General features: G+C 67.4%; 22 protein-coding genes and 1 pseudogene. 11 read left to right on the top strand and 12 right to left on the bottom strand.

Annotation, left to right across the window (positions count from 1 at the left end; genetic code table 11):
• Nucleotides 1-112: 112 nt before the first annotated feature.
• From ACYSM9_RS14645 to ACYSM9_RS14630, 4 genes are all read right to left on the bottom strand, one after another.
• The gene (locus ACYSM9_RS14645) at nucleotides 113-535 is read right to left on the bottom strand and encodes a DUF3151 domain-containing protein (RefSeq protein WP_461857676.1); all 423 of its coding nucleotides are present in this window, start codon (nucleotides 533-535) and stop codon (nucleotides 113-115) included.
• Nucleotides 536-1,555 carry a class II fructose-bisphosphate aldolase gene (gene fbaA, locus ACYSM9_RS14640; protein WP_461857675.1) on the bottom strand — a complete coding sequence of 340 codons (1,020 nt, stop codon included), beginning with the start codon at nucleotides 1,553-1,555 and terminating at the stop codon, nucleotides 536-538. It abuts the gene before it with no gap.
• Nucleotides 1,556-1,725: 170 nt separating this feature from the next.
• The gene (locus tag ACYSM9_RS14635; protein ID WP_461857674.1) at nucleotides 1,726-2,592 is read right to left on the bottom strand and encodes an endonuclease domain-containing protein; all 867 of its coding nucleotides are present in this window, start codon (nucleotides 2,590-2,592) and stop codon (nucleotides 1,726-1,728) included.
• A 200-nt stretch (nucleotides 2,593-2,792) separates the two neighbouring features.
• Nucleotides 2,793-3,449, bottom strand: a complete 657-nt coding sequence (locus tag ACYSM9_RS14630; RefSeq protein ID WP_461857673.1) for a TrmH family RNA methyltransferase — start codon at nucleotides 3,447-3,449, stop codon at nucleotides 2,793-2,795.
• Nucleotides 3,450-3,533: 84 nt separating this feature from the next.
• On the opposite strand from ACYSM9_RS14630, the gene ACYSM9_RS14625 reads away from it, so the two are divergent.
• A complete protein-coding gene (locus ACYSM9_RS14625) occupies nucleotides 3,534-4,370 on the top strand; it encodes an HAD-IIA family hydrolase (RefSeq protein ID WP_461857672.1) in 837 nt (278 codons plus the stop codon).
• Here the strand turns inward: ACYSM9_RS14625 and ACYSM9_RS14620 are convergent.
• The 4 genes from ACYSM9_RS14620 to pyrE all read right to left on the bottom strand — a co-directional run bounded on the left by ACYSM9_RS14620 (nucleotide 4,367) and on the right by pyrE (nucleotide 8,940).
• The gene (locus tag ACYSM9_RS14620; RefSeq protein WP_461857671.1) at nucleotides 4,367-5,407 is read right to left on the bottom strand and encodes an alpha/beta hydrolase; all 1,041 of its coding nucleotides are present in this window, start codon (nucleotides 5,405-5,407) and stop codon (nucleotides 4,367-4,369) included. The two genes, ACYSM9_RS14625 and ACYSM9_RS14620, sit on opposite strands and share 4 nt — an antisense overlap.
• Before the next feature lie 69 nt (nucleotides 5,408-5,476).
• A complete protein-coding gene (locus tag ACYSM9_RS14615; RefSeq protein WP_461857670.1) occupies nucleotides 5,477-6,097 on the bottom strand; it encodes a hypothetical protein in 621 nt (206 codons plus the stop codon).
• 82 nt (nucleotides 6,098-6,179) lie between these two features.
• The gene (locus ACYSM9_RS14610; RefSeq protein WP_461857669.1) at nucleotides 6,180-6,947 is read right to left on the bottom strand and encodes a GAF and ANTAR domain-containing protein; all 768 of its coding nucleotides are present in this window, start codon (nucleotides 6,945-6,947) and stop codon (nucleotides 6,180-6,182) included.
• Between the two features lie 109 nt (nucleotides 6,948-7,056).
• The gene (pyrE, locus tag ACYSM9_RS14605; protein WP_461857668.1) at nucleotides 7,057-8,940 is read right to left on the bottom strand and encodes an orotate phosphoribosyltransferase; all 1,884 of its coding nucleotides are present in this window, start codon (nucleotides 8,938-8,940) and stop codon (nucleotides 7,057-7,059) included.
• A gap of 75 nt (nucleotides 8,941-9,015) precedes the next feature.
• Here pyrE and nadE point away from each other — a divergent pair, with 75 nt between their 5' ends.
• The gene (nadE, locus tag ACYSM9_RS14600) at nucleotides 9,016-9,870 is read left to right on the top strand and encodes an ammonia-dependent NAD(+) synthetase (protein ID WP_461857667.1); all 855 of its coding nucleotides are present in this window, start codon (nucleotides 9,016-9,018) and stop codon (nucleotides 9,868-9,870) included.
• Between the two features lie 90 nt (nucleotides 9,871-9,960).
• Here the strand turns inward: nadE and ACYSM9_RS14595 are convergent, their stop codons facing one another.
• Nucleotides 9,961-10,749 carry an IclR family transcriptional regulator gene (locus ACYSM9_RS14595; protein WP_461857666.1) on the bottom strand — a complete coding sequence of 263 codons (789 nt, stop codon included), beginning with the start codon at nucleotides 10,747-10,749 and terminating at the stop codon, nucleotides 9,961-9,963.
• Between the two features lie 167 nt (nucleotides 10,750-10,916).
• Between ACYSM9_RS14595 and ACYSM9_RS14590 the strand changes: the two genes are divergently transcribed.
• Genes ACYSM9_RS14590 through ACYSM9_RS14575 form a run of 4 tightly spaced genes read left to right on the top strand, consistent with a single transcriptional unit; the run spans nucleotide 10,917 to nucleotide 15,009 of the window.
• Nucleotides 10,917-11,633 (top strand): CoA transferase subunit A, encoded by a 717-nt coding sequence (locus tag ACYSM9_RS14590; RefSeq protein WP_461857665.1) that lies wholly within the window; start codon nucleotides 10,917-10,919, stop codon nucleotides 11,631-11,633.
• 44 nt (nucleotides 11,634-11,677) lie between these two features.
• The gene (locus ACYSM9_RS14585) at nucleotides 11,678-13,117 is read left to right on the top strand and encodes a short-chain fatty acid transporter (RefSeq protein ID WP_461857664.1); all 1,440 of its coding nucleotides are present in this window, start codon (nucleotides 11,678-11,680) and stop codon (nucleotides 13,115-13,117) included.
• 30 nt (nucleotides 13,118-13,147) lie between these two features.
• Nucleotides 13,148-13,819, top strand: a complete 672-nt coding sequence (locus ACYSM9_RS14580) for a CoA transferase subunit B (protein WP_461857663.1) — start codon at nucleotides 13,148-13,150, stop codon at nucleotides 13,817-13,819.
• The gene (locus ACYSM9_RS14575; RefSeq protein ID WP_461857662.1) at nucleotides 13,816-15,009 is read left to right on the top strand and encodes an acetyl-CoA acetyltransferase; all 1,194 of its coding nucleotides are present in this window, start codon (nucleotides 13,816-13,818) and stop codon (nucleotides 15,007-15,009) included. The genes ACYSM9_RS14580 and ACYSM9_RS14575 overlap by 4 nt, the downstream gene beginning before the upstream one ends.
• A gap of 120 nt (nucleotides 15,010-15,129) precedes the next feature.
• Here ACYSM9_RS14575 and ACYSM9_RS14570 read toward each other — a convergent pair whose 3' ends face one another.
• Entirely contained in the window at nucleotides 15,130-15,708 is a 579-nt protein-coding gene (locus ACYSM9_RS14570) for a GlcG/HbpS family heme-binding protein (RefSeq protein WP_461857661.1), read from the bottom strand.
• 187 nt (nucleotides 15,709-15,895) lie between these two features.
• Here ACYSM9_RS14570 and ACYSM9_RS14565 point away from each other — a divergent pair, with 187 nt between their 5' ends.
• The 5 genes from ACYSM9_RS14565 to ACYSM9_RS14545 all read left to right on the top strand — a co-directional run bounded on the left by ACYSM9_RS14565 (nucleotide 15,896) and on the right by ACYSM9_RS14545 (nucleotide 19,369).
• Nucleotides 15,896-17,122 carry a sensor histidine kinase gene (locus ACYSM9_RS14565; protein ID WP_461857679.1) on the top strand — a complete coding sequence of 409 codons (1,227 nt, stop codon included), beginning with the start codon at nucleotides 15,896-15,898 and terminating at the stop codon, nucleotides 17,120-17,122.
• On the top strand, nucleotides 17,119-17,745 hold the full coding sequence (locus tag ACYSM9_RS14560) for a response regulator (protein WP_461857660.1): 627 nt from the start codon (nucleotides 17,119-17,121) through the stop codon (nucleotides 17,743-17,745). The genes ACYSM9_RS14565 and ACYSM9_RS14560 overlap by 4 nt, the downstream gene beginning before the upstream one ends.
• A gap of 132 nt (nucleotides 17,746-17,877) precedes the next feature.
• Nucleotides 17,878-18,081 (top strand): cold-shock protein, encoded by a 204-nt coding sequence (locus ACYSM9_RS14555; RefSeq protein ID WP_009357211.1) that lies wholly within the window; start codon nucleotides 17,878-17,880, stop codon nucleotides 18,079-18,081.
• A 125-nt stretch (nucleotides 18,082-18,206) separates the two neighbouring features.
• Nucleotides 18,207-18,542 (top strand): hypothetical protein, encoded by a 336-nt coding sequence (locus tag ACYSM9_RS14550; protein ID WP_461857659.1) that lies wholly within the window; start codon nucleotides 18,207-18,209, stop codon nucleotides 18,540-18,542.
• A gap of 47 nt (nucleotides 18,543-18,589) precedes the next feature.
• Entirely contained in the window at nucleotides 18,590-19,369 is a 780-nt protein-coding gene (locus ACYSM9_RS14545; RefSeq protein ID WP_461857658.1) for a MerR family transcriptional regulator, read from the top strand.
• On the opposite strand, the pseudogene ACYSM9_RS14540 reads toward ACYSM9_RS14545, so the two are convergent.
• Both ACYSM9_RS14540 and ACYSM9_RS14535 read right to left on the bottom strand, forming a co-directional pair.
• A pseudogene (locus ACYSM9_RS14540) lies at nucleotides 19,366-20,507 on the bottom strand (acyl-CoA dehydrogenase family protein). The gene ACYSM9_RS14545 and the pseudogene ACYSM9_RS14540 sit on opposite strands and share 4 nt — an antisense overlap.
• 67 nt (nucleotides 20,508-20,574) lie before the next feature.
• Nucleotides 20,575-21,228 carry a DedA family protein gene (locus ACYSM9_RS14535; protein ID WP_461857657.1) on the bottom strand — a complete coding sequence of 218 codons (654 nt, stop codon included), beginning with the start codon at nucleotides 21,226-21,228 and terminating at the stop codon, nucleotides 20,575-20,577.
• Nucleotides 21,229-21,237: the final 9 nt, after the last annotated feature.

Below are 21,237 nucleotides of genomic sequence, written 5' to 3'. Positions count from 1 at the left end.
GGCTGGTGACTTTCACGTGAAAGTCACCAGCCGCCGCCGTCGTATATAGGGGCCTCCGCCGCCGAGGGTTCCCCGGCTGAGCGAAGCGAAGCCAGGGAGGCGATGGGGACCTTTACTTGCCCTCGATAGCTGCCTTGGCCGCGGGGTCGGAGTCGTTGAGGAACTTCTCGATCCGCTCCGGCTCCTCCGCTTCCCCGATGGCCGATGAGGCCCGGCCCAGGGAGTACAGCGCACGCAGGAATCCGCGGTTGGGCTCGTGCTCCCACGGAATGGGGCCAACGCCGCGCCAGCCGTTACGGCGCAGCGCATCCAGTCCCCGGTGGTAGCCCACCCGGGCATACGCGTAGGAGTCGATGGTGCGCCCCTCGGCCCATGCTTCCTCGGCCAGGATGGCCCAGAGCAGCGAGGACGTGGGGTGCCTGGCCACCAGGTCCAGCGCCTCGTGGCCGCCCGCCAACTGCCCGTTGACCTCGGTTTCCGCAGGCAGCAGGGTGGGCTCGGGGCCCATCAGGTTCCGGCGGAATTCGTCCGACACCTAGAAGGTCTTTCCGGCCGAACCGAGCTGCTTGGTGGCTTCCACCACGCGGGCTGCCAGGCCGGCTTCGGCGGAGGCGCCCCAGACGCGGGGGTCGTAGGTCTTCTTGTTGCCCACTTCGCCGTCAACCTTCAGGACGCCGTCGTAGTTCTTGAACATGTGGTCCGCCACCGGACGCGTGTAGGCGTACTGCGTGTCGGTGTCGATGTTCATCTTGATGGTGCCGTAGGAGACGGCGTCCGCGATCTCCTGGTCGGAAGAACCGGAACCGCCGTGGAACACCAGGTCGAACGGGTTCTCCTTGCCGATCCTGGCGCCCACCTGCGCCTGGATGTCCTTGAGGATCTCCGGGCGCAGCTTCACGCCACCGGGCTTGTAGACGCCGTGAACGTTGCCGAAGGTCAGCGCGGTGATGTAGCGGCCGTTCTCACCGGCGCCCAGGGCCTCGACTGTGGCCAGGGCGTCTTCGACGGTGGTGTACAGCTTTTCGTTGATTTCGTTCTCAACGCCATCCTCTTCGCCGCCGACGGTGCCGATCTCCACCTCAAGGATGATCTTCGCTGCAGCGGTACGGGCCAGCAGCTCGCGGGCGATGCGCAGGTTGTCCTGCAGGGTCTCGGCGGAGCCGTCCCACATGTGGGAGTTGAACAGCGGGTTGCGGCCGGCCTTGACCTCGGCTTCGGAGGCAGCCAGCAGCGGCAGGACGAAGCCGTCCAGCTTGTCCTTGGGGCAGTGGTCCGTGTGCAGGGCGATGTTCACGCCATAGTTCTTGGCCACTTCGCGGGCGAAAGCCGCGAAACCCAGGGAACCGGCAACCATGTCCTTGGTTGACGCGCCGGACCAGTAGGCTGCGCCGCCGGTGGAAACCTGCACGATGCCGTCGGACTCCGCCTCGGCGAAACCGCGCAGCGCAGCGTTCAGCGTCTGCGAGGACGTGACGTTCACGGCCGGAAACGCGAAGCCGCCGGCCTTTGCGCGGTCGATCATTTCGGAATAGATCTCTGGGGTTGCAATGGGCATGCTGGCTCCTCTGCTGAGTTTCGTCTGTGGGTGGATGACCCTCAAGTAGACCGCTTACGGCTTGGCACCATCCTAGCCATTCCGGGACCGGGTGTGCTCCGGGTTACGCCCCACCCGCACCCGCAGCGCGAGATGGCACTTGACGGCAGTGGCGCGGCCCGGGATTGCCGTCAACTGCCACCTCGCGTCCAGCCGCGGCCCTCCAGCGCCTCCCGCACTTTACGCACGACGGCGGGCCGGTCGCCGTCGAGGTGTTGCCTGCCGACGCGCACTTCCAGCCAGCCCAGCGCCAGGGTCCGGTCGTGCCGTTCCATGTCCCGGACGTGCTGATCGTGATCTGCATGGTGCCGGCCGTCGTACTGGAGCGCGATGCCCCACTGCGGATAGGCGGCATCCGGCCATAAAGTGGGGATGCCGTGGGAATTCCGGACCACGTGGTTGAGGACCGGCTCCGGCAGGCCGCCTCCAACGAGGGCCAGCCGCATGTGCGTTTCCGGCGCCGAATCGGCACCCACCCGAATGAGCTCGAGGGCTGCCCGGGCACTTTTCACGCCACGCATCCCCGGATGGCGCGCAGTCATGCGGTTGAGGTCGTCCAACCCGCACAATGCCGCCCGGGGATGGGGAAACGCAGGCCCGTGGAAGCAGACCATATGGTCGCCCACGGCAACGAGGTCCTCCAAGGCCAGCACCGAGGCAAGATCCAGCCATGTCCGCGCAGGCGAGGTGAGCCGGACGCCGTCGTACTCCACCACTTCATCCGGCAGGAAGGTCAGCAGGTGCCCCACCACGTTGGCTCGCCGCGGAAAACTGAAACCCCGCCGACGGGCAAGATGGATCCGCCAGTCGCTCCCCGGCCCAGCCGCCAACGGCGCCTCCCACACCCGAGCGGCGGACAACGAGGCAAGGATGGAGGTGTCGTCCAGGTCCGTGTAGGCACGCAAAGCTGCTGCGCCGGCCGCCTTTGACTGGACCGGCACCCGGATTCCCCGCGACACGGTCACCAGGTCCTTCGCAGCCGTCCGGGTACGCGTCACACCAGCCTTATCTGAGGCGCGGAGTGAGAAGGAACCTGTGGTCAGGTGGTCGGGAAGTGCTCTCCTGCGCATGCCCCATTCTGGCCCGCTGGCGGTCTCGCTAGGGGGTTATCCACAGGCTGGGACACCGACGACCACGCGAGATGGCATTTGACGGCAGTTGCCCGGCGGCAACTGCCGTCAAATGCCATCTCGCGGGATCAGACGTGCTGGTTGAACACGTGCCGCCGCACCCAGGCGTGCATGGCGATGGCGGCGGCCGAGGCGGCGTTGATGGAGCGGGTGGAGCCGAATTGCTCAATGGACAACGTGGCGACGGCGGCCTGGTGGACTTCCGGGGTCAGGCCCGGGCCTTCCTGGCCGAAGACCAGCACGCAGTCGCGCGGCAGATCGTAGGTCTCCAGCGGGACCGAGTCCGGGAAGATGTCGACCCCGATGATCGCCAGCCCCTCCCCCTGCGCCCACTGGACGAAGTCCTCCACGGTGGCGTGGTGGCGGACGTGCTGGTAGCGGTCGGTAACCATCGCACCCCGCCGGTTCCACCGCCGCCGGCCGATGATGTGCACTTCCTTGGCGAGGAAGGCGTTGGCGGTGCGCACCACGGTGCCGATGTTCAGGTCGTGCTGCCAGTTCTCGATGGCCACGTGGAAGCTGTGCCGGCGGGAGTCCAGTTCGGCAACGATCGCCTCGTGCTTCCAGTAGCGGTACTTGTCCAGGACGTTGCGGCGGTCCCCGTCGGCCAGGAGGTCGGGATCCCAGTGGTCGCCTTCGGGCAGTTCACCTTCCCAAGGCCCGACGCCGACCTCCGCCTTTTCCGGCGCACCCTCCGCGGGCGCGTGGTCGGGTTCGTCTGTCATGCCGGGCGTTTGGTTCACCCCTCAACACTAGACTGGACCTTTCGGGCTTTCAGCACGGGCGCATTCATCACGTGGAGGACAGGCATGGCAGAAGCAGACCAGGTAGCAGGCAACCCGGCGGTGTACCGCAGCGGCCAGGAGATCGAGTGCTGGCTGACGGACATGGACGGCGTTCTGGTCCACGAGAACCAGCCCATCCCGGGAGCGGCCGAACTGATCCAGCGCTGGGTGGACACGTCCAAGCGCTTCCTGGTGCTGACCAACAACTCGATTTTCACGCCCCGCGACCTCGCCGCCCGCCTGCGCGCTTCCGGCCTGGAGGTCCCCGAGGAGAACATCTGGACCTCCGCCCTGGCCACCGCGCAGTTCCTCAAGGACCAGGTGTCCGCCGGGGGCTCGGAATCGGGCAACCGCGCCTACACGATTGGTGAGGCGGGGTTGACGACGGCGCTGCACGAGGCCGGCTTCATCCTCACCGACCAGAACCCGGACTTCGTGGTGCTCGGCGAGACCAGGACCTACTCGTTCGAGGCGATCACCACGGCCATCCGGCTGATCCTGGCCGGCGCCCGCTTCATCGCCACCAACCCGGACGCCACCGGCCCGTCCAAGGATGGCCCGATGCCGGCCACCGGGGCCATCGCGGCCCTGATCAGCAAGGCCACGGGCCGCGAGCCGTACATCGTGGGCAAGCCGAATCCCATGATGTTCCGCAGCGCCATGAACCAGATCGACGCCCACTCCGAAACCACAGCCATGATCGGTGACCGGATGGACACGGACATCATTGCAGGCATGGAAGCGGGCCTGCACACGGTCCTGGTCCTGAGCGGCATCACGCACAAGGACGACATCGCGGCCTACCCGTTCCGCCCCAACCAGGTGCTGAACTCGGTGGCGGACCTGAAGAACCAGATCTAGAAGATACTCACCCGTGAACCGCCCCGGGGCAGCGGCACGAACTCGTCCAGCAGGTCCGTCAGCAGCGGCCGGTAGATCTGGGGGTTCCAGCCAGGGCTGGCATGCGCCGGGGCGGCACCCACGGTCTGCAGGTTGCTGGAGACCATGTTGTCCTTGAAGACCACGGCCCAGGTTTCCACGGCGGTCTCGTAGTCCACGGTGCGGTCTTTCGGGTTGCCCAGGTACGCCATCTTCGCCTTCCCGATCCTGCCCGCGTACTGGCTTCCGTCGAAGTGGTAGATGTAGGCGGACTCGGTCTGGATGAGCACGCTGGACGGGGCAATCGGGGACAGCTGTTCCAGCGTCTGGTCCATGATCTGGCGCCAGCTCCGTTCATCCTTGTGGATGATCCGCTCCCCCAGCTCGTACCCTCCGCGCAGGGTGGACGGAAACCGGAACCCGCGTTCGTAAAGGAACACGACGCCGTCGAACCAGCTCTGGTCCAGCACGTCATGGGCGCTGTAGGGGCTTGAGTCCAGGAGGATGAACTGGACTTCCAGGCCGTGGACGGCAAGGAGCCTGGCGGCCACCTGGGTGGCCAGCATGCCGCCGAAACTGTGCCCGTAAAAGAACAGTTTGGTAATCTTCCCGGCGGAGACGTAGTCGGCGATGGCGTTGACTACCTCGTTGATGTTCAGGCCCAGGTTGGAATAGCCGACGGCGGCCAGCCGGGCCCGCTTGTTCAGCGAGCCGCGGAGGGTGTTGAGGATCCACTGCGCCTCTTCCCAGCTGGTCTTGTAGCCCGGGAACAGGAACCAGCTGGCGTCCGGGTAGTACGCGTCGGCGAAGTCGTCGGCGACCGGCAGGATCCGGGTGGTGCGGCGCTCCGACTGCACCTGCCGGGTGAGCAGCATGTCTGCGGCCAGCAGGGAGGCTGCCCCCGCAGCGCCGAGGAAGGACCGGCGCGAGAAGCGTTTGAGGGCAGCCGCCTCCGCCAGGAGCCGGGCCTGCGGAGTCCCGCGGCGGTCCTGCGGATTCACTTCTCCCTCAAACGGCACACTACTAACGTAGGCACACCGAAAGACGCCGCCGCAAGAAGCGGGGCGTAACCATTCGGCGACGCCGGATCAGCTGGCCGCCTGGCCCTCCGTCGCCGGGAAGGGTGCTTCGGGTTCCTGCTGCCGGCGGCGCATTTCCAGCCCGATGTCGTTGTAGCGCCCCAGCAGATCGGCGCCGTCGAACGCCTGCGGGATATCCAGCAGGGCGAAGAGGGAGTCACTGGCCGCCAGCAGCTCTTCGTCGGAAAATTCGGCCAGCGGCCGTCCGTACAGCTCCGCCAGGAGGATTTCCGGCGGCTGCCGCCGGCCCTCGCCGAAGTCGTTGTCGGCGAAAAGCTCCGTGACGTCGCCGTCCAGGTGGATCCGCTGGGCGCCGGAGGATGCTTCGGCAGCCCAGTCATGGCTGGCCGGCGTCAGCTGCAGGGACACCGCGGCCCGCGCGGCGCCCGGCAATGAGTTGATGTCCATGGCGTTCAGGTCGCTGCGCAGCCCGGCCAGGGCTGAGGACTCAACAAGGGCGGCCTGTGACAGGTCAACGCAGATATGGCAGCGGATGCCCATCCGCCTGACGCGTCTGATGATGTGGACGAGTTCAGCACGGCTGTGGTGGTGAAGCGTCCCCCGGACTTCGATCCGGACGATGTCCCCGGGGACATCAAGGTTAACTAGTGCGTCTAGCGCGCGGTCCATAGGTACTCCAAAAGAGGGTCTATGGCCGACGGCTCAACCTCGCCAAGCGTAACCCGCAGGGAGGGGGCACACAAGCCGCACTTCAGGCGGTCCCGCTTGGCCTCACCTTGGACGGTTCCTGGTAGTGGGTGCGGGCGCCGCTCCCGCCTACCGAGTCCACCAGCGACTTTGCGATGTCACGCAGCTTGGTGTTGCTGTTGCTGGAGGCCTCCGTGAGGATCTCGACGGCGGCTTCCTGGCTGCAGCGGTTCTGCGCCATGACGATGCCGATCGCGATATCGATAATGGTCCGCGATTCCAGGGTGGCGCGAAGGTTGGTGGCGCTGTCCGCATGCAGCGAAAACCGGACGGCCAGGCGCAGCGCTTCGGAGATTTCCCGGGTGAAGCCCCGTGCCCTGACGGCCGCGAAGCCATCGAACTTGTGCGGGACGTCCGAGTACAGATTCAGCGCGGCTTTGGCCTCGCCTTGGAGGTTGAAGGGCAGGGAGAGCACCGAGCGCAGACCATGTGAGGCCACCGCCGCGGCGTAGTCCGGCCCCCACCGGTCCTCCTTGAACAGGTCCGGAACGTAGACTTCGCGCTCTTCCTTCGCCGCGGTGAGGCAGGGCCCCTGGGCCAGGGAGTACTGGATCTCGTCCACCTCCCGCGCCGACTCGCTGCTCCAGCCGATGGTGGCAGCCTTGCGGTCGCGGAGCAGCGTAATGCCGCACAGGGCGTCGTCGCCGTCGCCCGCCATCTGGTGCGCGGAGAATCGCGCCAACTCGTTGAGGAACTCCTCGAAATCGGCGCTTTCCAGGATGAGGTTCTGGACCTGGTCGGTTGCGCTTAGGGCCTGTTGAGGAGGGAGCATTGTGCAAGGTCTCCAAGAGTACTGATGGGGGTAAGGCTCATGATAAGACAGCCCCGGGGACCGGTCCAAGTGCCGGCGCCCGGGGCTGCAACCATCACAACGGGCCAGGCTAGGCGAGCCCCAGCTCGTCCTTGCCGAAGGCGAACAGGTAGGGCACGCCGGTTTCGGCTTCGATCTTCTCCTTGGCGCCGGTATCGCGGTCAACGATGACTGCCACCGCCACCACGTTGCCGCCGGCTTTCCGGACGCCCTCCACCGCCGTCAGCGCCGAACCACCTGTGGTGGAGGTGTCTTCCAGGACCAGCACCTTGCGCCCTTCAACGGACGGTCCCTCCACCTGGCGCCCCATGCCGTAGGACTTCTGGGCCTTCCGCACCACGAACGCGTCGACGGTGCGGCCGGCGTCAACGGCAGCGTGCATGACGGCGGTGCCAACCGGGTCCGCGCCCATGGTGAGGCCGCCGGCGCAGTCGAACCCGATCCCGGCCTCGTCCGCCAGCGCCAGCATCACCTGGCCCACCAGCTTGGACGCTTCATGGTGCAGGGTGATGCGGCGCAGGTCGATGTAGTAGTCTGCCTCGGCCCCGCTGGAGAGGATCACCTTGCCGCGGACCACGGCGAGTTCCTTGATCAGTTCGAGCAGTCGGGCGCGGGCAGCGGCAGTGTCTACAGCCGTGTCAGTGGGGGAAGTCATGGACCCAAGTTTAGTGGGTGGGTTGGCCGTGAGCGGGCGGGCAAAACCTGGCGCATGCTCGGGGCGCGGTCCGAGGGCGATCATCCGCGGGAGGACACGCTTCACCAGTGGATTGTGGCGCAGGATGAAGAAGCCGGCGCGCGGGAAGGCGGCTTTGGCCCCGCCTCCGTGGCCGGCGAGCATGTCACCGGACAGTCTCCCGGCGAAGAGCGGGACGAACACCAGCCGGTGCAGGATGCGCTGCACCGCCTGCACCACCACGGTCGGCATCCCCCGGCGGCGCTGGATCGCCGCAAGCGTCCTGGTCCGTACTTGCCCCTGGCGCAGGTCGGGCGCCAGCCGTTCGGCGGCCGCCACGGCGTCCTGGATCGCGAGGTTGATCCCCACCCCGCCGGCAGGGGACATCGCGTGCGCGGCATCGCCGATGCACAGGAAACCGTCCACATACCAGCGGGGCAGGCGGTTCAGCCTGACGTCCAGGAAGTGCAGGTCGCCGAGGCTGCGGATCGACCCAACGCGGTCGGCGAGGTCCGGACGGAGGGCCGCCACGCGCTGCCGGAACCATTCCACGCCGTTGGACCGGATCCTGGCATCGGAGCCTTTCGGCGCGAGGTACCCCATCTGGTAATAGTCCGTGCGGTTGAGCGCGATCATGGCGTCCCGGTCCCCCAGTGAAGGCACGACTCCGGCCACCTCGCCTTTCTCGGAGGCGCGGCGGGGAAGCCTGAACCACCAGGTGTCGAACGGCACCGGATACTCTTTCGGATGCAGCCCGGCGGTCTGCCGCAGCACCGATTTGCGGCCATCGGCGGCCACCACGACCTCGGCACGAAGCACCTGCTCCCCGTCCATCCCGGCCGCCCGGTAACGCACACCGGTGACGCGTCCGCCGTCGAACTCCAAGCCCGTGGCCTCGCTGTCCATCAGCAGCGTAAACGTCGGTTCCGCCGCGGCAGCGGAGGCGAGGAAGTCGAGGAAGTCCCACTGGGGCATCATCGCCACGTAGTTGTAGGGCGGTTTGAGGGTGTCGAAGGCCGCCAGCGTGACCAGGCCTGCACCGGGGACCGGGACGGCGACATTGTTCAGGCGGCTCTGTGGCAGGTTGCGGAATCCCCCTCCGAGTCCAAGCTCGTCAATCAGCCGGATGGTGGACGCATGGACGGTGTCGCCGCGGAAGTCGCGCAGGAAGTCACTGTGCTTTTCCAGGACCGCAACCTGCACCCCCGCCCTGGCCAGCAGCAGTCCCAGCATCATGCCCGCCGGCCCGCCACCCACAACAGCACACCCCGTCTGCTCCATGCCTGTACGGTACGCCGCGCAACGTCCGGCCGGAACAGTTGAGGGTTGTTGACAGCGCTGGCTAGTCTGGACCACATGCGCGAACTCCAGGCCAAGATCATTGAAGAAATGGGCGTCCAGCCCCGGATCGATCCCGCAGGGGAGGTGCGCAAACGCGTCGCGTTCCTCAAGGAATACCTGAAGGCCACCCACACCAAGGGCTTTGTCCTGGGCATCTCCGGCGGGCTCGATTCCTCCCTGGCCGGAAGGCTGGCACAGCTGGCAGTGGAGGAGCTGGAAGCCGAGGGCGTGGACGCGAATTTCGTGGCCGTCCGCCTGCCCTACGGCGTGCAGCACGATGAAGAGGACGCCCAGGCGGCCCTGGACTTCATCAAGGCCAAGACGGAATGGACGTTCAACATCTCCGCGGCCGTGGACGGTTTCGAGGAAGAGTTCGAAAAGACCGTGGGCTCGGAGATTTCCGACTTCCACAAGGGCAACACCAAGGCCCGGACCCGCATGATCGCCCAGTATGCGCTGGCCGGCGAGCACAACTACCTGGTGATCGGAACCGATCACGGCGCCGAGTCCGTGACCGGCTTCTTCACCAAGTACGGCGACGGAGGCGCGGACATCCTGCCCCTGTTCGGCCTGAACAAACGGCAGAACCGCGCCCTGCTGGCTGAGCTTGGCGCGCCTGAGCGGGTCTGGGGGAAGGTGCCCACCGCCGATCTTCTCGATGACCGGCCGGGCCGCACCGACGAGGACGAACTGGGCCTGACCTACGACCAGATTGACGACTACCTCGAGGGCCGCGACGTTCCGGACGAGGTGGCCGAATCGATCGAACAGAAGTACCTGCGCACCCGCCACAAGCGCACCGTCCCGGTCACCATTTTCGATACCTGGTGGAAGCACGAGGGCCCGGAGGAACCCCGGGCAGGACTCTAGCCAGCCGAAGCAGCCCACTTTTGGGAAGCACGACGGCGCGACGCACCGTAAAGGGGCGGCGCGCCGTCGTCGTTTCCGGGCAAAGCCGGGCTACTTTGGCGGCGAAGCCTCGCCGCCCAGCTGCTGCGTGATCCGGTGCGCCTCCGCCAGCAGCAGGGCGCCCAGTTCAGGCTGCCGCCCAGGTTTGAAGCGCGGTTCGATGCCGGTCAGGGACAGCGCCCAGGCCGGCTTACCGGCCCGGTCGAACACCGCCGCCCCCATCCCCCAGCTGCCCTCCAGCACCATCCCGGGGTTGACCGAGTATCCGGCCTGCCGGGTGCGCGCCAGGTTTTCCCGCACTCGGGCGGGGGTGTGGTTCGCCGCGAACGCCCCCGCGTGCTCCGGCCACCGGGTCAGCAGTTCCTCCTGCTCAGCCTCCGGCAGGAAGGCCATGATGGCGGTCCCCGCCGACGCCACACCCAAGGGGAAGCGGACGCCCTCGTGCAGCACGAAGGACCGCACCGGGAAGCTGCCCTCTTCCCGCAGCAGGCATACCGTCTCTGCGCCGCGCCGGATGGAAAAGAAGGCGCTCTCCCCCGTCGCCTCGGCAAGCCGTCGCAGGCTGGGCCGGGCGATGTCCTCCATGGGGAAGCGCGCGGATGCCACCGAACCCATCAGCAGGATTTCCGGCCCCAGCACCCAATTGCCGGTGGCGGGGTCGTGGTCCAGCAGCCCTTCCGACGCCAGGGAGGACAGGAGCCGGTGGACCGTGGGCCGCGTCAGCCCGGATTCCCGGACCAGGCCAGCCAGGGGCATGCCCTCCGGGCTGCGGCCCACCAGCCGCAGCAGCCCTGCTATCCGGGCCACCACCTGGGCACCCTGTACTGGCACCGTAGCCATACAACCTCCTCGATTGTCCATATTGTGGATGCTTCTAATCCTACCGTCCACACTGTAAAACAGGCCTATTTGCCTGCTTGACAGGGCAAACAGCACACCCGTAGTCTCCACTGCGAGAACCTGTAGTCCACAAGGTGGACCAGTCGAACGCTCAATGAGGAGACGTCATGAAGAAACTGCAGTCCTCCGCCCCCGCTGCCCTCGAAGGGGCACTCCGGGACGGCATCACGCTGGCTGTCGGCGGATTTGGCCTGAGCGGCATTCCCGCCGACCTCATCGAAGCCGTCCGCGATTCAGGCGTCACGGACCTCACGGTGGTGTCCAACAACATGGGCGTGGACGGCAAGGGCCTGGGCGTCCTGATCGAGGCCGGCCAGGTCCGCAAGGTGATCGCCTCCTACGTGGGCGAAAACAAGCTGTTCGCCGAGCAGTATCTCGCCGGGAAGCTGGAGGTGGAGTTCACCCCGCAGGGCACCCTCGCGGAGCGGCTGCGCGCCGGCGGTGCCGGCATCCCGGCCTTCTACACGAAAACCGGCGTGGGCACGCTGGTGGCCGAGGGCAAGCCGCACGAGGTGTTCGACGGCGAAACGTACGTCCGGGAGCGTGCCATCCTGGCCGACGTCGCCCTGGTCCACGCGCACACCGCGGACACGGACGGAAACCTGGCCTACCGCTACACCGCCCGGAACTTCAACCCGGTGGTGGCCACGGCAGGCCGGCTGACCATCGCCGAGGCCGAGGTGGTCGTGCAGCCCGGCGGCATGGACCCGAACCACATCGTCACCCCGGGCGTCTTCGTCCAGCGGCTGGTGAAGGCAACGGACCGGGTCAAGGACATCGAACAGCGGACGGTCCGGCAGCGCACCGGCCTTGTGCCCGCCTGAGCAGCCACCGTCCGCAGCAGCAACTCAACGGAGAACAAATCCCCATGATCACCACGCAACTCAACCACCAGGACGTCCGGCAGAAGGGCCTGGCCCGGATGGCCGAAAGCCTCGCCGGGTGGACCCAGAAATGGTTCCCGGACGCGTACATCTTCGCCCTGGCAGGGGTCCTGCTGGTTGCCATCGCGGCGCTGGCCATCGGGGCCTCGCCCAAGGCCGTGGTGGATTCGTTCGGCAACGGGTTCTGGGACCTGACGGCCTTCACCCTGCAGATGGCCATGGTGGTGCTGACCGGCTATGTGGTGGCGACGGCACCCCCGATGGCCCGGCTGATCGAACGGTTGGCCCAGGTTCCTGGATCCGCACGGACTGCCGTGAGCTTTGTTGCCGTGCTGGCGATGTCTGTTTCCTTCGTCAACTGGGGGCTGAGCCTGATCTTCGGCGGACTCCTGGCCCGCGCCATCGCCCGCCGCCGGGATCTCCAGGTGGACTACCGGGCACTCGGTGCGGCGGCGTTCATGGGCCTGGGCGCGGTCTGGGCGCTGGGGATGTCCTCCTCGGCGGCCCAGCTCCAGGCGACAAAACAGTCCATTCCGCCGGCACTGCTGAAGATCACGGGTGTCCTGGACTTCGGCACCACCATCTTCACGTGGCAGTCCCTGCTCACGCTGGCCATCCTCATGCTGCTGACCACCGTCATCGCGCACTTCTCCGCCCCCACCGGCAGCGCGATCAGGACGGCCGCGGACCTCGGCGTCGACCTCAATGACGAGCCCGAACCAGCCGCGGAACAGTCGCGGCCGGGCGAATGGCTGGAATACAGCCGCTTACTGCCCATCCTCGCCGGCGTCCTGACCTTGGGCTGGCTGGTGTCGCAGCTGCTAACGCTGCCCATCCTGAGCGTGGTCAGTTCCCTCAACGGGTACCTGTTGGTTTTCCTCATGCTGGGCCTCGTGCTGCACGGGACGCCGCGCAGGTTCCTCCAGTCCGTGTCGAAGGCTGTGCCCGCCACCGCCGGAATCCTGGTGCAGTTCCCGCTGTACGCGGCGATGGCGGCAATCCTGACCAAGGCCACGGGCGCGGGCGGCCTCTCGGTCTCCGAACACCTGGCGCACTTCTTCACCAGCATCGGCGGCAACGGGGCGTTTGCCGTCATCATCGCCATCTACACGGCCTTCCTCGGCATGTTCGTCCCGTCCGGCGGCGGCAAATGGCTGGTGGAGGCGCCCTACGTCATGCAGTCCGCCACGGACGTGAACATGAACCTTGGCTGGACCGTCCAGATCTACAACATGGCCGAGGCACTGCCAAACCTCATCAACCCGTTCTTCATGCTGCCACTGCTGGCGGTGCTGGGCCTGCGGGCCAGGGACCTGGTGGGCTTCACCTTCCAGCAGTTCCTGTTCCACCTTCCGGTGGTCCTCCTGCTGGCCTGGCTGCTCGGGATGACCTTTGAGTTCGTGCCACCGGTAATACCCAACTGAGTACAGCCAACGAGATTAAGGAGAAACCCCATGGGATGGACCAGGGATGAAATGGCTGCGATTGCGGCCGAGGAATTGAACGACGGCGATTACGTGAACCTGGGCATCGGGATTCCCACGCTGGTGGCCAACAACCTGCCCGAGGGCGTGCGGGTGGTCCTGCAGAGCGAGAACGGGCTGCTGGGCATGGGCCCCTTCCCGTACGAGGGCGAGGAGGACGCCGACCTGATCAATGCCGGGAAGCAGACGGTCACGGTGCTTCCCGGCGGCAGCATCTTCGATTCCGCCACGTCCTTCGGGATGATCCGGGGCGGCCACGTGAAGGTTGCCATCCTCGGTGCCATGCAGGTTTCGGGCAACGGCGACCTGGCCAACTGGACCATCCCGGGCAAGATGGTCAAGGGCATGGGCGGGGCCATGGACCTGGTGGCCGGCACCCCGCGGGTGGTGGTCCTGACCGAGCACAACGCCAAGGACGGCACAGCCAAGATCGTGCGCGAATGCACCCTGCCTTTGACCGGGCTGGCCTGCGTGGACAGGATCATCAGCGACCTCGCCGTGTTCGACCTGGTGAAGGACGACGACGGCGGGCGGCAGCTCACGCTGACCCGCCTGGCACCCGGGGTCACCGAAGAGGAGATCCGCGAAAAGACCGAAGCCGGCTTCGAAGTCCGGCTCGAGAATGAGGAAGTGGCAGCATGAGCCTGAAGGACCAGTTCGGCAAGGATGTCCTGATCACCGGCTGGGGACACAGCCGGTTCGGCAAACTCACCGACGACACCCTGGAATCGCTGATCGTGCAGGTCGCCACGGACGCCATCAGCACCGCAGGCATCGAGCCCGGCCAGGTCGACGAGGTCTATGTGGGCCAGTTCAACTCCGGCATGATGCCGCTGGCGTTCCCGTCCTCGCTGGCGCTGCAGGTCTCCCCGGACCTGGCCAACGTCCCGTCCACCCGGGTGGAGAACGCCTGCGCTTCCGGGTCGGCCGCGTTCCAGCAGGGCACCAAGTCCCTGCTCGCGGGCACAGCGAAGACCGTCCTGGTGATCGGTGCGGAGAAGATGACCCACGCCGGCGCGGACGTGGTGGGCGCCGGGCTCCTGGGGGCGGACTACGACATGGCCGGCAAGCCCTCCACCACCGGCTTCACCGGGCTTTTCGCCGAAGTCGCCAAGCACTACGCCAAGCGCTACGACCCCGCCGGCCGCCTGGGCGACGTCCTGGGCAGCATCGCGGCGAAGAACCACCGCAACGGCGTGGACAACCCGTACGCCCAGCTCCGGAAGGACCTCGGCGAGGAATTCTGCCGGACCGTGTCGGACAAGAACCCGATGGTCGCCGATCCCCTGCGCCGCACCGACTGCTCCCCTGTCTCGGACGGGGCCGCCGCCGTCGTGCTCTCCACCTCCCCCACGGGAGGCACCAACGCCCCGGTCCGGCTCGCCGGGTTCGGCCACGCCAACGACTTCTTCCCGGCCGACCGCCGCGACCCCACCGCCTTCGAAGCCACACGCGTGTCGTGGCGGCGCGCCCTGGCGATGGCTGGCGTCGGACTCGACGACCTTGACCTCGCCGAAGTGCACGACTGCTTCACCATCGCCGAACTCATCATGTACGAGGCCATGGGCCTGACCGAACCCGGCCAGGGCGCCCGCGCCCTCACGGAAGGCTGGGTGTACAAAGACGGGAAACTGCCGGTCAACGTCTCCGGCGGCCTCAAATCCAAGGGCCACCCCGTGGGCGCCACCGGCGTCTCGCAGCACGTCCTCGCCGCCATGCAGCTCACCGGGACCGCCGGCGCCATGCAGCTGGCCAGCCCCCGCCGCGCCGCCGTCCAGAACATGGGCGGCGTGGGCATCGCCAACTACGTCAGCATCCTCGAAGCTGTTTAGCGCCGCTGAGTTTCCCCACGTTCAGACCACGACGGCGGCGCGTCGCACCAAAAGTGCGGCGCGCCGCCGTCATTATTCGCCAAAGGTGGGGAATTCCAGCGGGCCGGACCACCTCCTGCCCTACTTAGTAGCGCCCGCGATGGCCTCGGCACCGGCGGTGGCGCAGGCTTCGTCCAGGGCGCCGTCGGGAGCTCCGCCGACGCCGATGCCTGCCACCGAAACGCCGTTGACCTTCAGCGGGACGCCGCCGGCCAGGAACAGGGTGCCGGGGAGGTCCGCGATGGAGGGTCCGTTTCCGGTAACCCGTTTGGCCAACTCGCTGGTGGGCGCGCCGAAGGCTGCCGCCGTGTACGCCTTCTGCTTGGCTGCTTCGATGGTGTGCTCGGCGGCGTTGTCTCCGCGCAGCAGCGCCTGGACAGTGCCGAACCTGTCCACAAGGGCCACGGTGACGAACGGCAGCTTGTCCGCCTGGCATTTGGCGAGCGCGGCAGTGACGGCCTGGGCCGATGCCCCCACGGCGATGCGGCTCTGCTGCACCACCGTTTCCGGGGCCGGTTGCACATCCACGGCGGGGACGACGGCGGGAACCTGCGCGCCGCCGTCGGTGGCGGTTCCGGCGTTGGCGGCGGCGGTGGCACCGGCGGTGACCAGGAGGGCTCCGGCTGCTGCGGCGGCGAATACCTTGTGGGACTTCTTCATGGTTGTTCCTTACGTTTGGTCGGGACTGTTGTTTCCATCCTTCCGGGACGGGCGGCGCCTGCCATCGGGCGTCGGTCGGATCCCAGCTCCGCCAACAGGCCGGCGGTATCAGCCAAAAGGCTGAGGCCCGGAACGGCACGGGAGCCCTAGCATGAAAGGCAGCGCTCCCCAGCAGATCCGGATTCCCATGCCCGCCGCAGAAACCCGTCCAGACCCCGGCCCCGCCGCAACCCCTGCCGCCAGCGGCCGCCGCTTGCGCATGCATTTGTTCACCCGCACCGGGCCGTTGGGCAGCATCGGCCTGGCCGTCCATGCCGGCTTCGCCCTGCTCCTGGTGGCCTCGGCGGTCCGTTACGTCATGCGCCACAGCCCCGCCGACAACCTCGTGGTCCTGGCCCTGGCCGCTGCCGCCTCCCTGCTCTACGCCGTCGTGGCCCTCTTGTCCGCACAGGACCGGGCCGGGGCGCCGTGGGTGGTGGTCCTGGTGGTGGTCTGGTCGGTGCTGGTGGTGGCGGCGCCAAGCTTCGCCTGGTGTTCCTTCGCCCTGTTCTTCCTGTGCCGCAGCGCCCTGCGCGGAACAGCCGCCTACGTCCTGGCGGGGGCCATCACGCTTGCTACCGCCGCCGGGCTGTTCCGGCTCGGCGGCGGCACGGATGTGGCGATGCTCCTGGGACCGCTGGCCGTGGGGACCATGCTGACCCTCATCTACGACCGCATCCAGCGCGACGCCGAAGAACAGCGCCGCCTGCACGCGGAGGTCACCAGCGCGCAGGGGCAGTTGGCGGCCAGTGAACGCAGGGCCGGCACCATCGCGGAGCGTGAGCGGGTCTCCCGGGAAATCCACGACACCGTGACCCAGGGCCTCGCCAGCAGCCTGCTCCTGCTTGAAGCCGCGGAACGGGCATGGCCCGCCGGGGCGGCACATGACGACATCCGGCAAGCCACCGGCCTGCTGCGCGCCAGCCTGTCGGAGACCCGCAGCCTGGTCCACGAACTGGCCTCCCCCGGGCTGGAGACCTCACCGCTGCCCGAGGCTGTGCTGCTTGCCGCGCGGCAGTACATGCCCGACGCAACGCTCCTGGTCACCGGCGAGCCGCGGCCCGTGTCGCCGGAAGTCCGGCACGCCCTGCTCCGCGTGGTGCAGAGCGCGGCAGCCAATATCCGGTTGCATGCCGGCGCGTCAGTGGCCACCGTGACGCTGGGATTCCTTCCGGACGCCGTCACCTTGGATGTTTACGACGACGGCGCGGGCTTTGACCCGGCGGCGGCAGCACCGCCGTCGGACGCCGGAGGGTACGGCCTGCGGGCCATGCGGCAGCGGGTGGAGCAGCTGGGCGGACTGTTTTCGGTGGAGAGCGCGCCCGGGGAAGGAACGATCGTGGCAGCGCAGCTTCCCCTGGAGGATGCCGCATGAACCCCATCACCGTGCTGTTGGCTGATGACCACCTGGTGGTGCGGAGCGGATTGCGCGCCCTGCTGGGCACCCAGCCGGATATTGAGGTGGTCGCCGAGGCGTCCTCCGGCGAGGAGGCGCTGGAACTGGTACGGCAGCACAGGCCCGCCGTGGTGGTCATGGACCTCGCCATGGGCCCGGGACTGGACGGGATCGGGACAATCCGGCGGTTGCGCGAAGACGACGGCGGCCAGGCGGTCCTGGTGTTCACCACCTACGATTCCGACGCCGACATCGTCCGCGCGGTGGATGCCGGGGCGATGGGCTACCTGCTGAAGGACGCCGCCCCGGAGGAGATCTTCGCGGCGGTCCGGGGCGCTGTCCAGGGCAAAAGCGTCATGAGCCCGCCGGTTGCATCCAGGCTCTTCCAGCAGCTGAGGAACCCGGACGCCATCCTGACACCGCGGGAAGCGGAGCTGCTCAGCCTGCTCACCGAAGGACTCAGCAACCGCGAGCTCGGCAAGCGGCTCTTCATCTCCGAGGCCACCGTCAAAACCCACCTGGCGCACATCTACGCCAAGCTGGGTGTGGACACCCGGGCGGCCGCGATTGCGACCGCCATCCGCCGGGAAGGCATGCGGTAACAGCGGTTTATGGCGCTTACCCTTGCACAGCGGCCCCGCGCCCCGTACTTTGGGGACAGTGGGGGACGAACTCCCGCGCACTCCGGGATGATCCCTGGGGAGAGAATCAGAGTCACATGAAGGAATGCAGCCATGGCAACAGGCACAGTTAAATGGTTCAACGCCGAAAAGGGTTTTGGCTTCATTGCCCCCGATGACGGGTCCGCTGACGTTTTCGCCCACTACTCGGCAATCGCCACCAGCGGCTACCGCTCATTGGACGAGAACCAGAAGGTCGAATTCGATGTGACCCAGGGACCGAAGGGTCCGCAGGCAGAGAACATCCGCCCGCTCTAAGTCTTCGGAGGCCTCCGGCACACGCCGGGACCCCATCCAGCGGCCCCGCCAACGAGAGTTGGCGGGGCCGCTGTTTTTTGCGGCACGGTTTTTCCGCGGCACCGCGGGTTTGGGATAATTGACTCATGACCGGACAGGACCAGGACAAGGATCCGTGGGTGGAGTTCGACGCGCTCGGTCCGGCCGCACCGGACCGCGTTCCGGGGCAGCCGGGCGGTGAACCCCACGGCTTCGGGTTCCGCACCGGCGTCCGCAGCGCGCGGGTCGCCGTCGGCTTTGCCGTCTACGCCCTGGCCCTGGGCACCATCCTGGCCCTGACCGGATACATCGTGTTCATCGCCCGGCAGCAGTGGCTGCTCGTGGGCCTGATGCTGATGTTCGAATCCGTCTTTGTCTTCGCCTTCACGCGGCTTGTGGCCCAGGCCCGGCACCGGACACCGCCAAACGGTCCAGCCAAGTAAGCGGACACCCTTGACCTTGACGCAGCGTCAACCCGTACGCTCGTGGCATGGAAGAAATCCCCGGCGGGAGGAGCTGGTCCATCCAGGACGTGGCCCGGATTGCCGGCACCACCAGCCGCACCCTGCGGCACTACGACGACATCGGGCTGCTGAAGCCAACGCGGGTGGGCAGCAACGGCTACCGCTATTACGACGCCGCCGCCCTCCTGCAGCTGCAGCGCATCCTCCTCCTTCGGGAGCTGGGCCTGGGGCTGCCCGCCATCGCCGACGTGTTCGGGCGGCAAACGGATCCAGTCACCGCTCTGACCCGCCACCTGCGGTGGCTCGAACAGGAACAACACCGGCTGACGGTCCAGATGCAGTCCGTCCGCCACACAATCGAAACGGTAAAGGCAGGAGGCCAACTCATGGCAGAGGACATGTTTGCCGGCTTCGACCACACCCAGTACAAGGATGAGGTTGAGGAACGGTGGGGCAAGGACGCCTACGCACAGGGCGACGCGTGGTGGCGCGGCATGGACGACGCCGCGCGGAAGGAATGGAAGTCACGGGCCGAACAGCTGGGCAGGGACTGGATCGCCGCCGCCGGCGCCGGAGCACCCGCAGACGGCCCTGCGGCGCAGGACCTGGCCAGGAGGCACGTCGACTGGCTGCGTTCCATCCCCGGGGCTCCTGCCGCCGATCCCGGCGGCGACATCAAGGGATATGTCAGGGGCCTGGCGGACATGTATGTGGCCGATCCCCGGTTTGCCGCCAACTACGGCGGGGAAGCCAACGCGGGCTTCGTGCGGGACGCCCTGCGCAGCTTCGCGGACAGGCACCTTTAGCCGGACTCGGTGAACGCCGGAACGCCGGTGACGGCGCGGCCCACCAGCAGCGAGTTGATCTCGTAGCTGCCTTCATAGGTGTAAAGGATCTCGGCGTCGCCAAACAGCTTGGCCATGCCATAGTCGGTGCTGATGCCGTTGCCGCCCAGCAGGGAACGGCCCATAGCCACCGTCGAGCGGGCCAGGCGCGTGGTGGTTGCCTTGGCCATGGCCGCCTGCGCCATTTCCAGTTTTCCCGCCTCCTGGATGCGCGCCAGTTCGACCATCAGGGCCAGGGATGCCGAGGCGTTGCCCAGCATGTCGGCGAGCTGCTGCTGGACCAGCTGGAACCCGGCAAGCTTCCGGCCGAACTGGCTCCGGGCCAGCGAGTAGCCCCGGGCCACATCGAACGCGGCCAACTGGATGCCCGCCGCCTGCCAACCCACCCAGGCGCGGGAGTCGCGGAGCAGGCTTTGTGCGGCTGCGAAACGGTCTGCCCCGGGCAGCAGGTTCTCCGCGGGGATGCGCACATCCGCCAGGGTGATATCGGCGTTCTGCATGATCCGCAGGCCGATCTTGTTGGAAATCTTGGTTGCCGTGTACCCGGGGCGGTCCGTTTCCACGAGAAAGCCCTTGATGTCGCCGTCCGCTGTGTCCCGCGCCCACACGAGGGCGAAATCGGCAATGGTTCCGGCGCCAATCCAGCGTTGGCACCGTTGAGGACCCACTGCCCGCCGTCCCGGGTGGCGGTGGTCCCGAGCGCACGGGAGATATCCGATCCATGGTCCGGCTCCGTCAGCGCAAAAGCTCCCAACGCGCTGAAATCCCGCAGCCCCGGCAGCCAGCGGCGCTTCTGCCCGTCGGATCCCAGCTGGCTGATCATGCCCACGATCAATTCGTTATGGATCCCCGCCAGCGCGGACAGGGAAACGTCCGCGCGGGCCAGCTCCACGTACATCAGGCCCTTGAACAGGGTTGAACTGCCGTCCAGCTGCAGCGCCCCCAGCCCCTGCCGTCCCAGCCCGGCCACCAGGTCGAACGGAAACTCCTCACGGTTCCAGTACCCGGTTGACTGGTCCCGGACGGAGGATTGCAGGAATTGCCGGGTCCGGAGGTAGCGTTCCCGTTCCGGGCCGGCCAGGAGGTCCGTCACATGCATCAGGTCGGCGTCACTGAACGGCGGGCTTCCGGCAGGTTCCTGGCGGGTCAAGGCAGGCCCCGCGTCCTCAGCGCCGCGCCTTGACGCGCCTGGCCCGCCGGACCACCAGCAGGCCCAGCGCGACGGCAAGGGCCGCGTACACCGCGTAGTTGAGGAACCGGGAGTATTCCTCGATCAGCCGGTACTGGGTGCCGAGGAGGTATCCCAGCCCGATGAGCGCCGCGTTCCACAGCCCGCTGCCGGCCATGGTGAACACGCTGAAGGTGCCAAGCGGCATCGACGCAGCCCCTGCAGGGAGCGAGATGAGGCTCCGCACCCCGGGCAGGAGCCGGCCGAAGAAAATGGAGGATCTGCCGTGGCGGCGGAACCACGCGGCGGCGTTCTCGAAGTCCTCCCGGTCCACCAGGGGTAGCTTCGACAGTCCCCGGGTCGAGCGCTCAAGGCCGAGTTTGGCGCCCAGCCAATACAGGAACAGGGCGCCCAGGTAGGCGCCGAGGGTACTGGTGGCGAACACAAGGAGCAGGTTCAGCGACCCCTGTTTGGCCAGGTAGCCGGCAAGGGGCAGGATCACCTCGCTCGGGACCGGGGGCACCACGGTTTCCGCCAGCGTGAAGGCCCCCACGCCCCACTCGCCCAGGGTGTCGATCACCCTCGCCGCCACTCCCACGATCCCGGTCAGGCCTTCAGTGGGGTTCGCCGCACCGGTCATTGCCGTCCACATACGCGCGTC

The organism is Arthrobacter sp. C152, assembly GCF_054890965.1.
The sequence above is the reverse complement of the archived record's forward strand: the minus strand, read 5'-3'. Positions and strand labels throughout refer to the sequence as shown.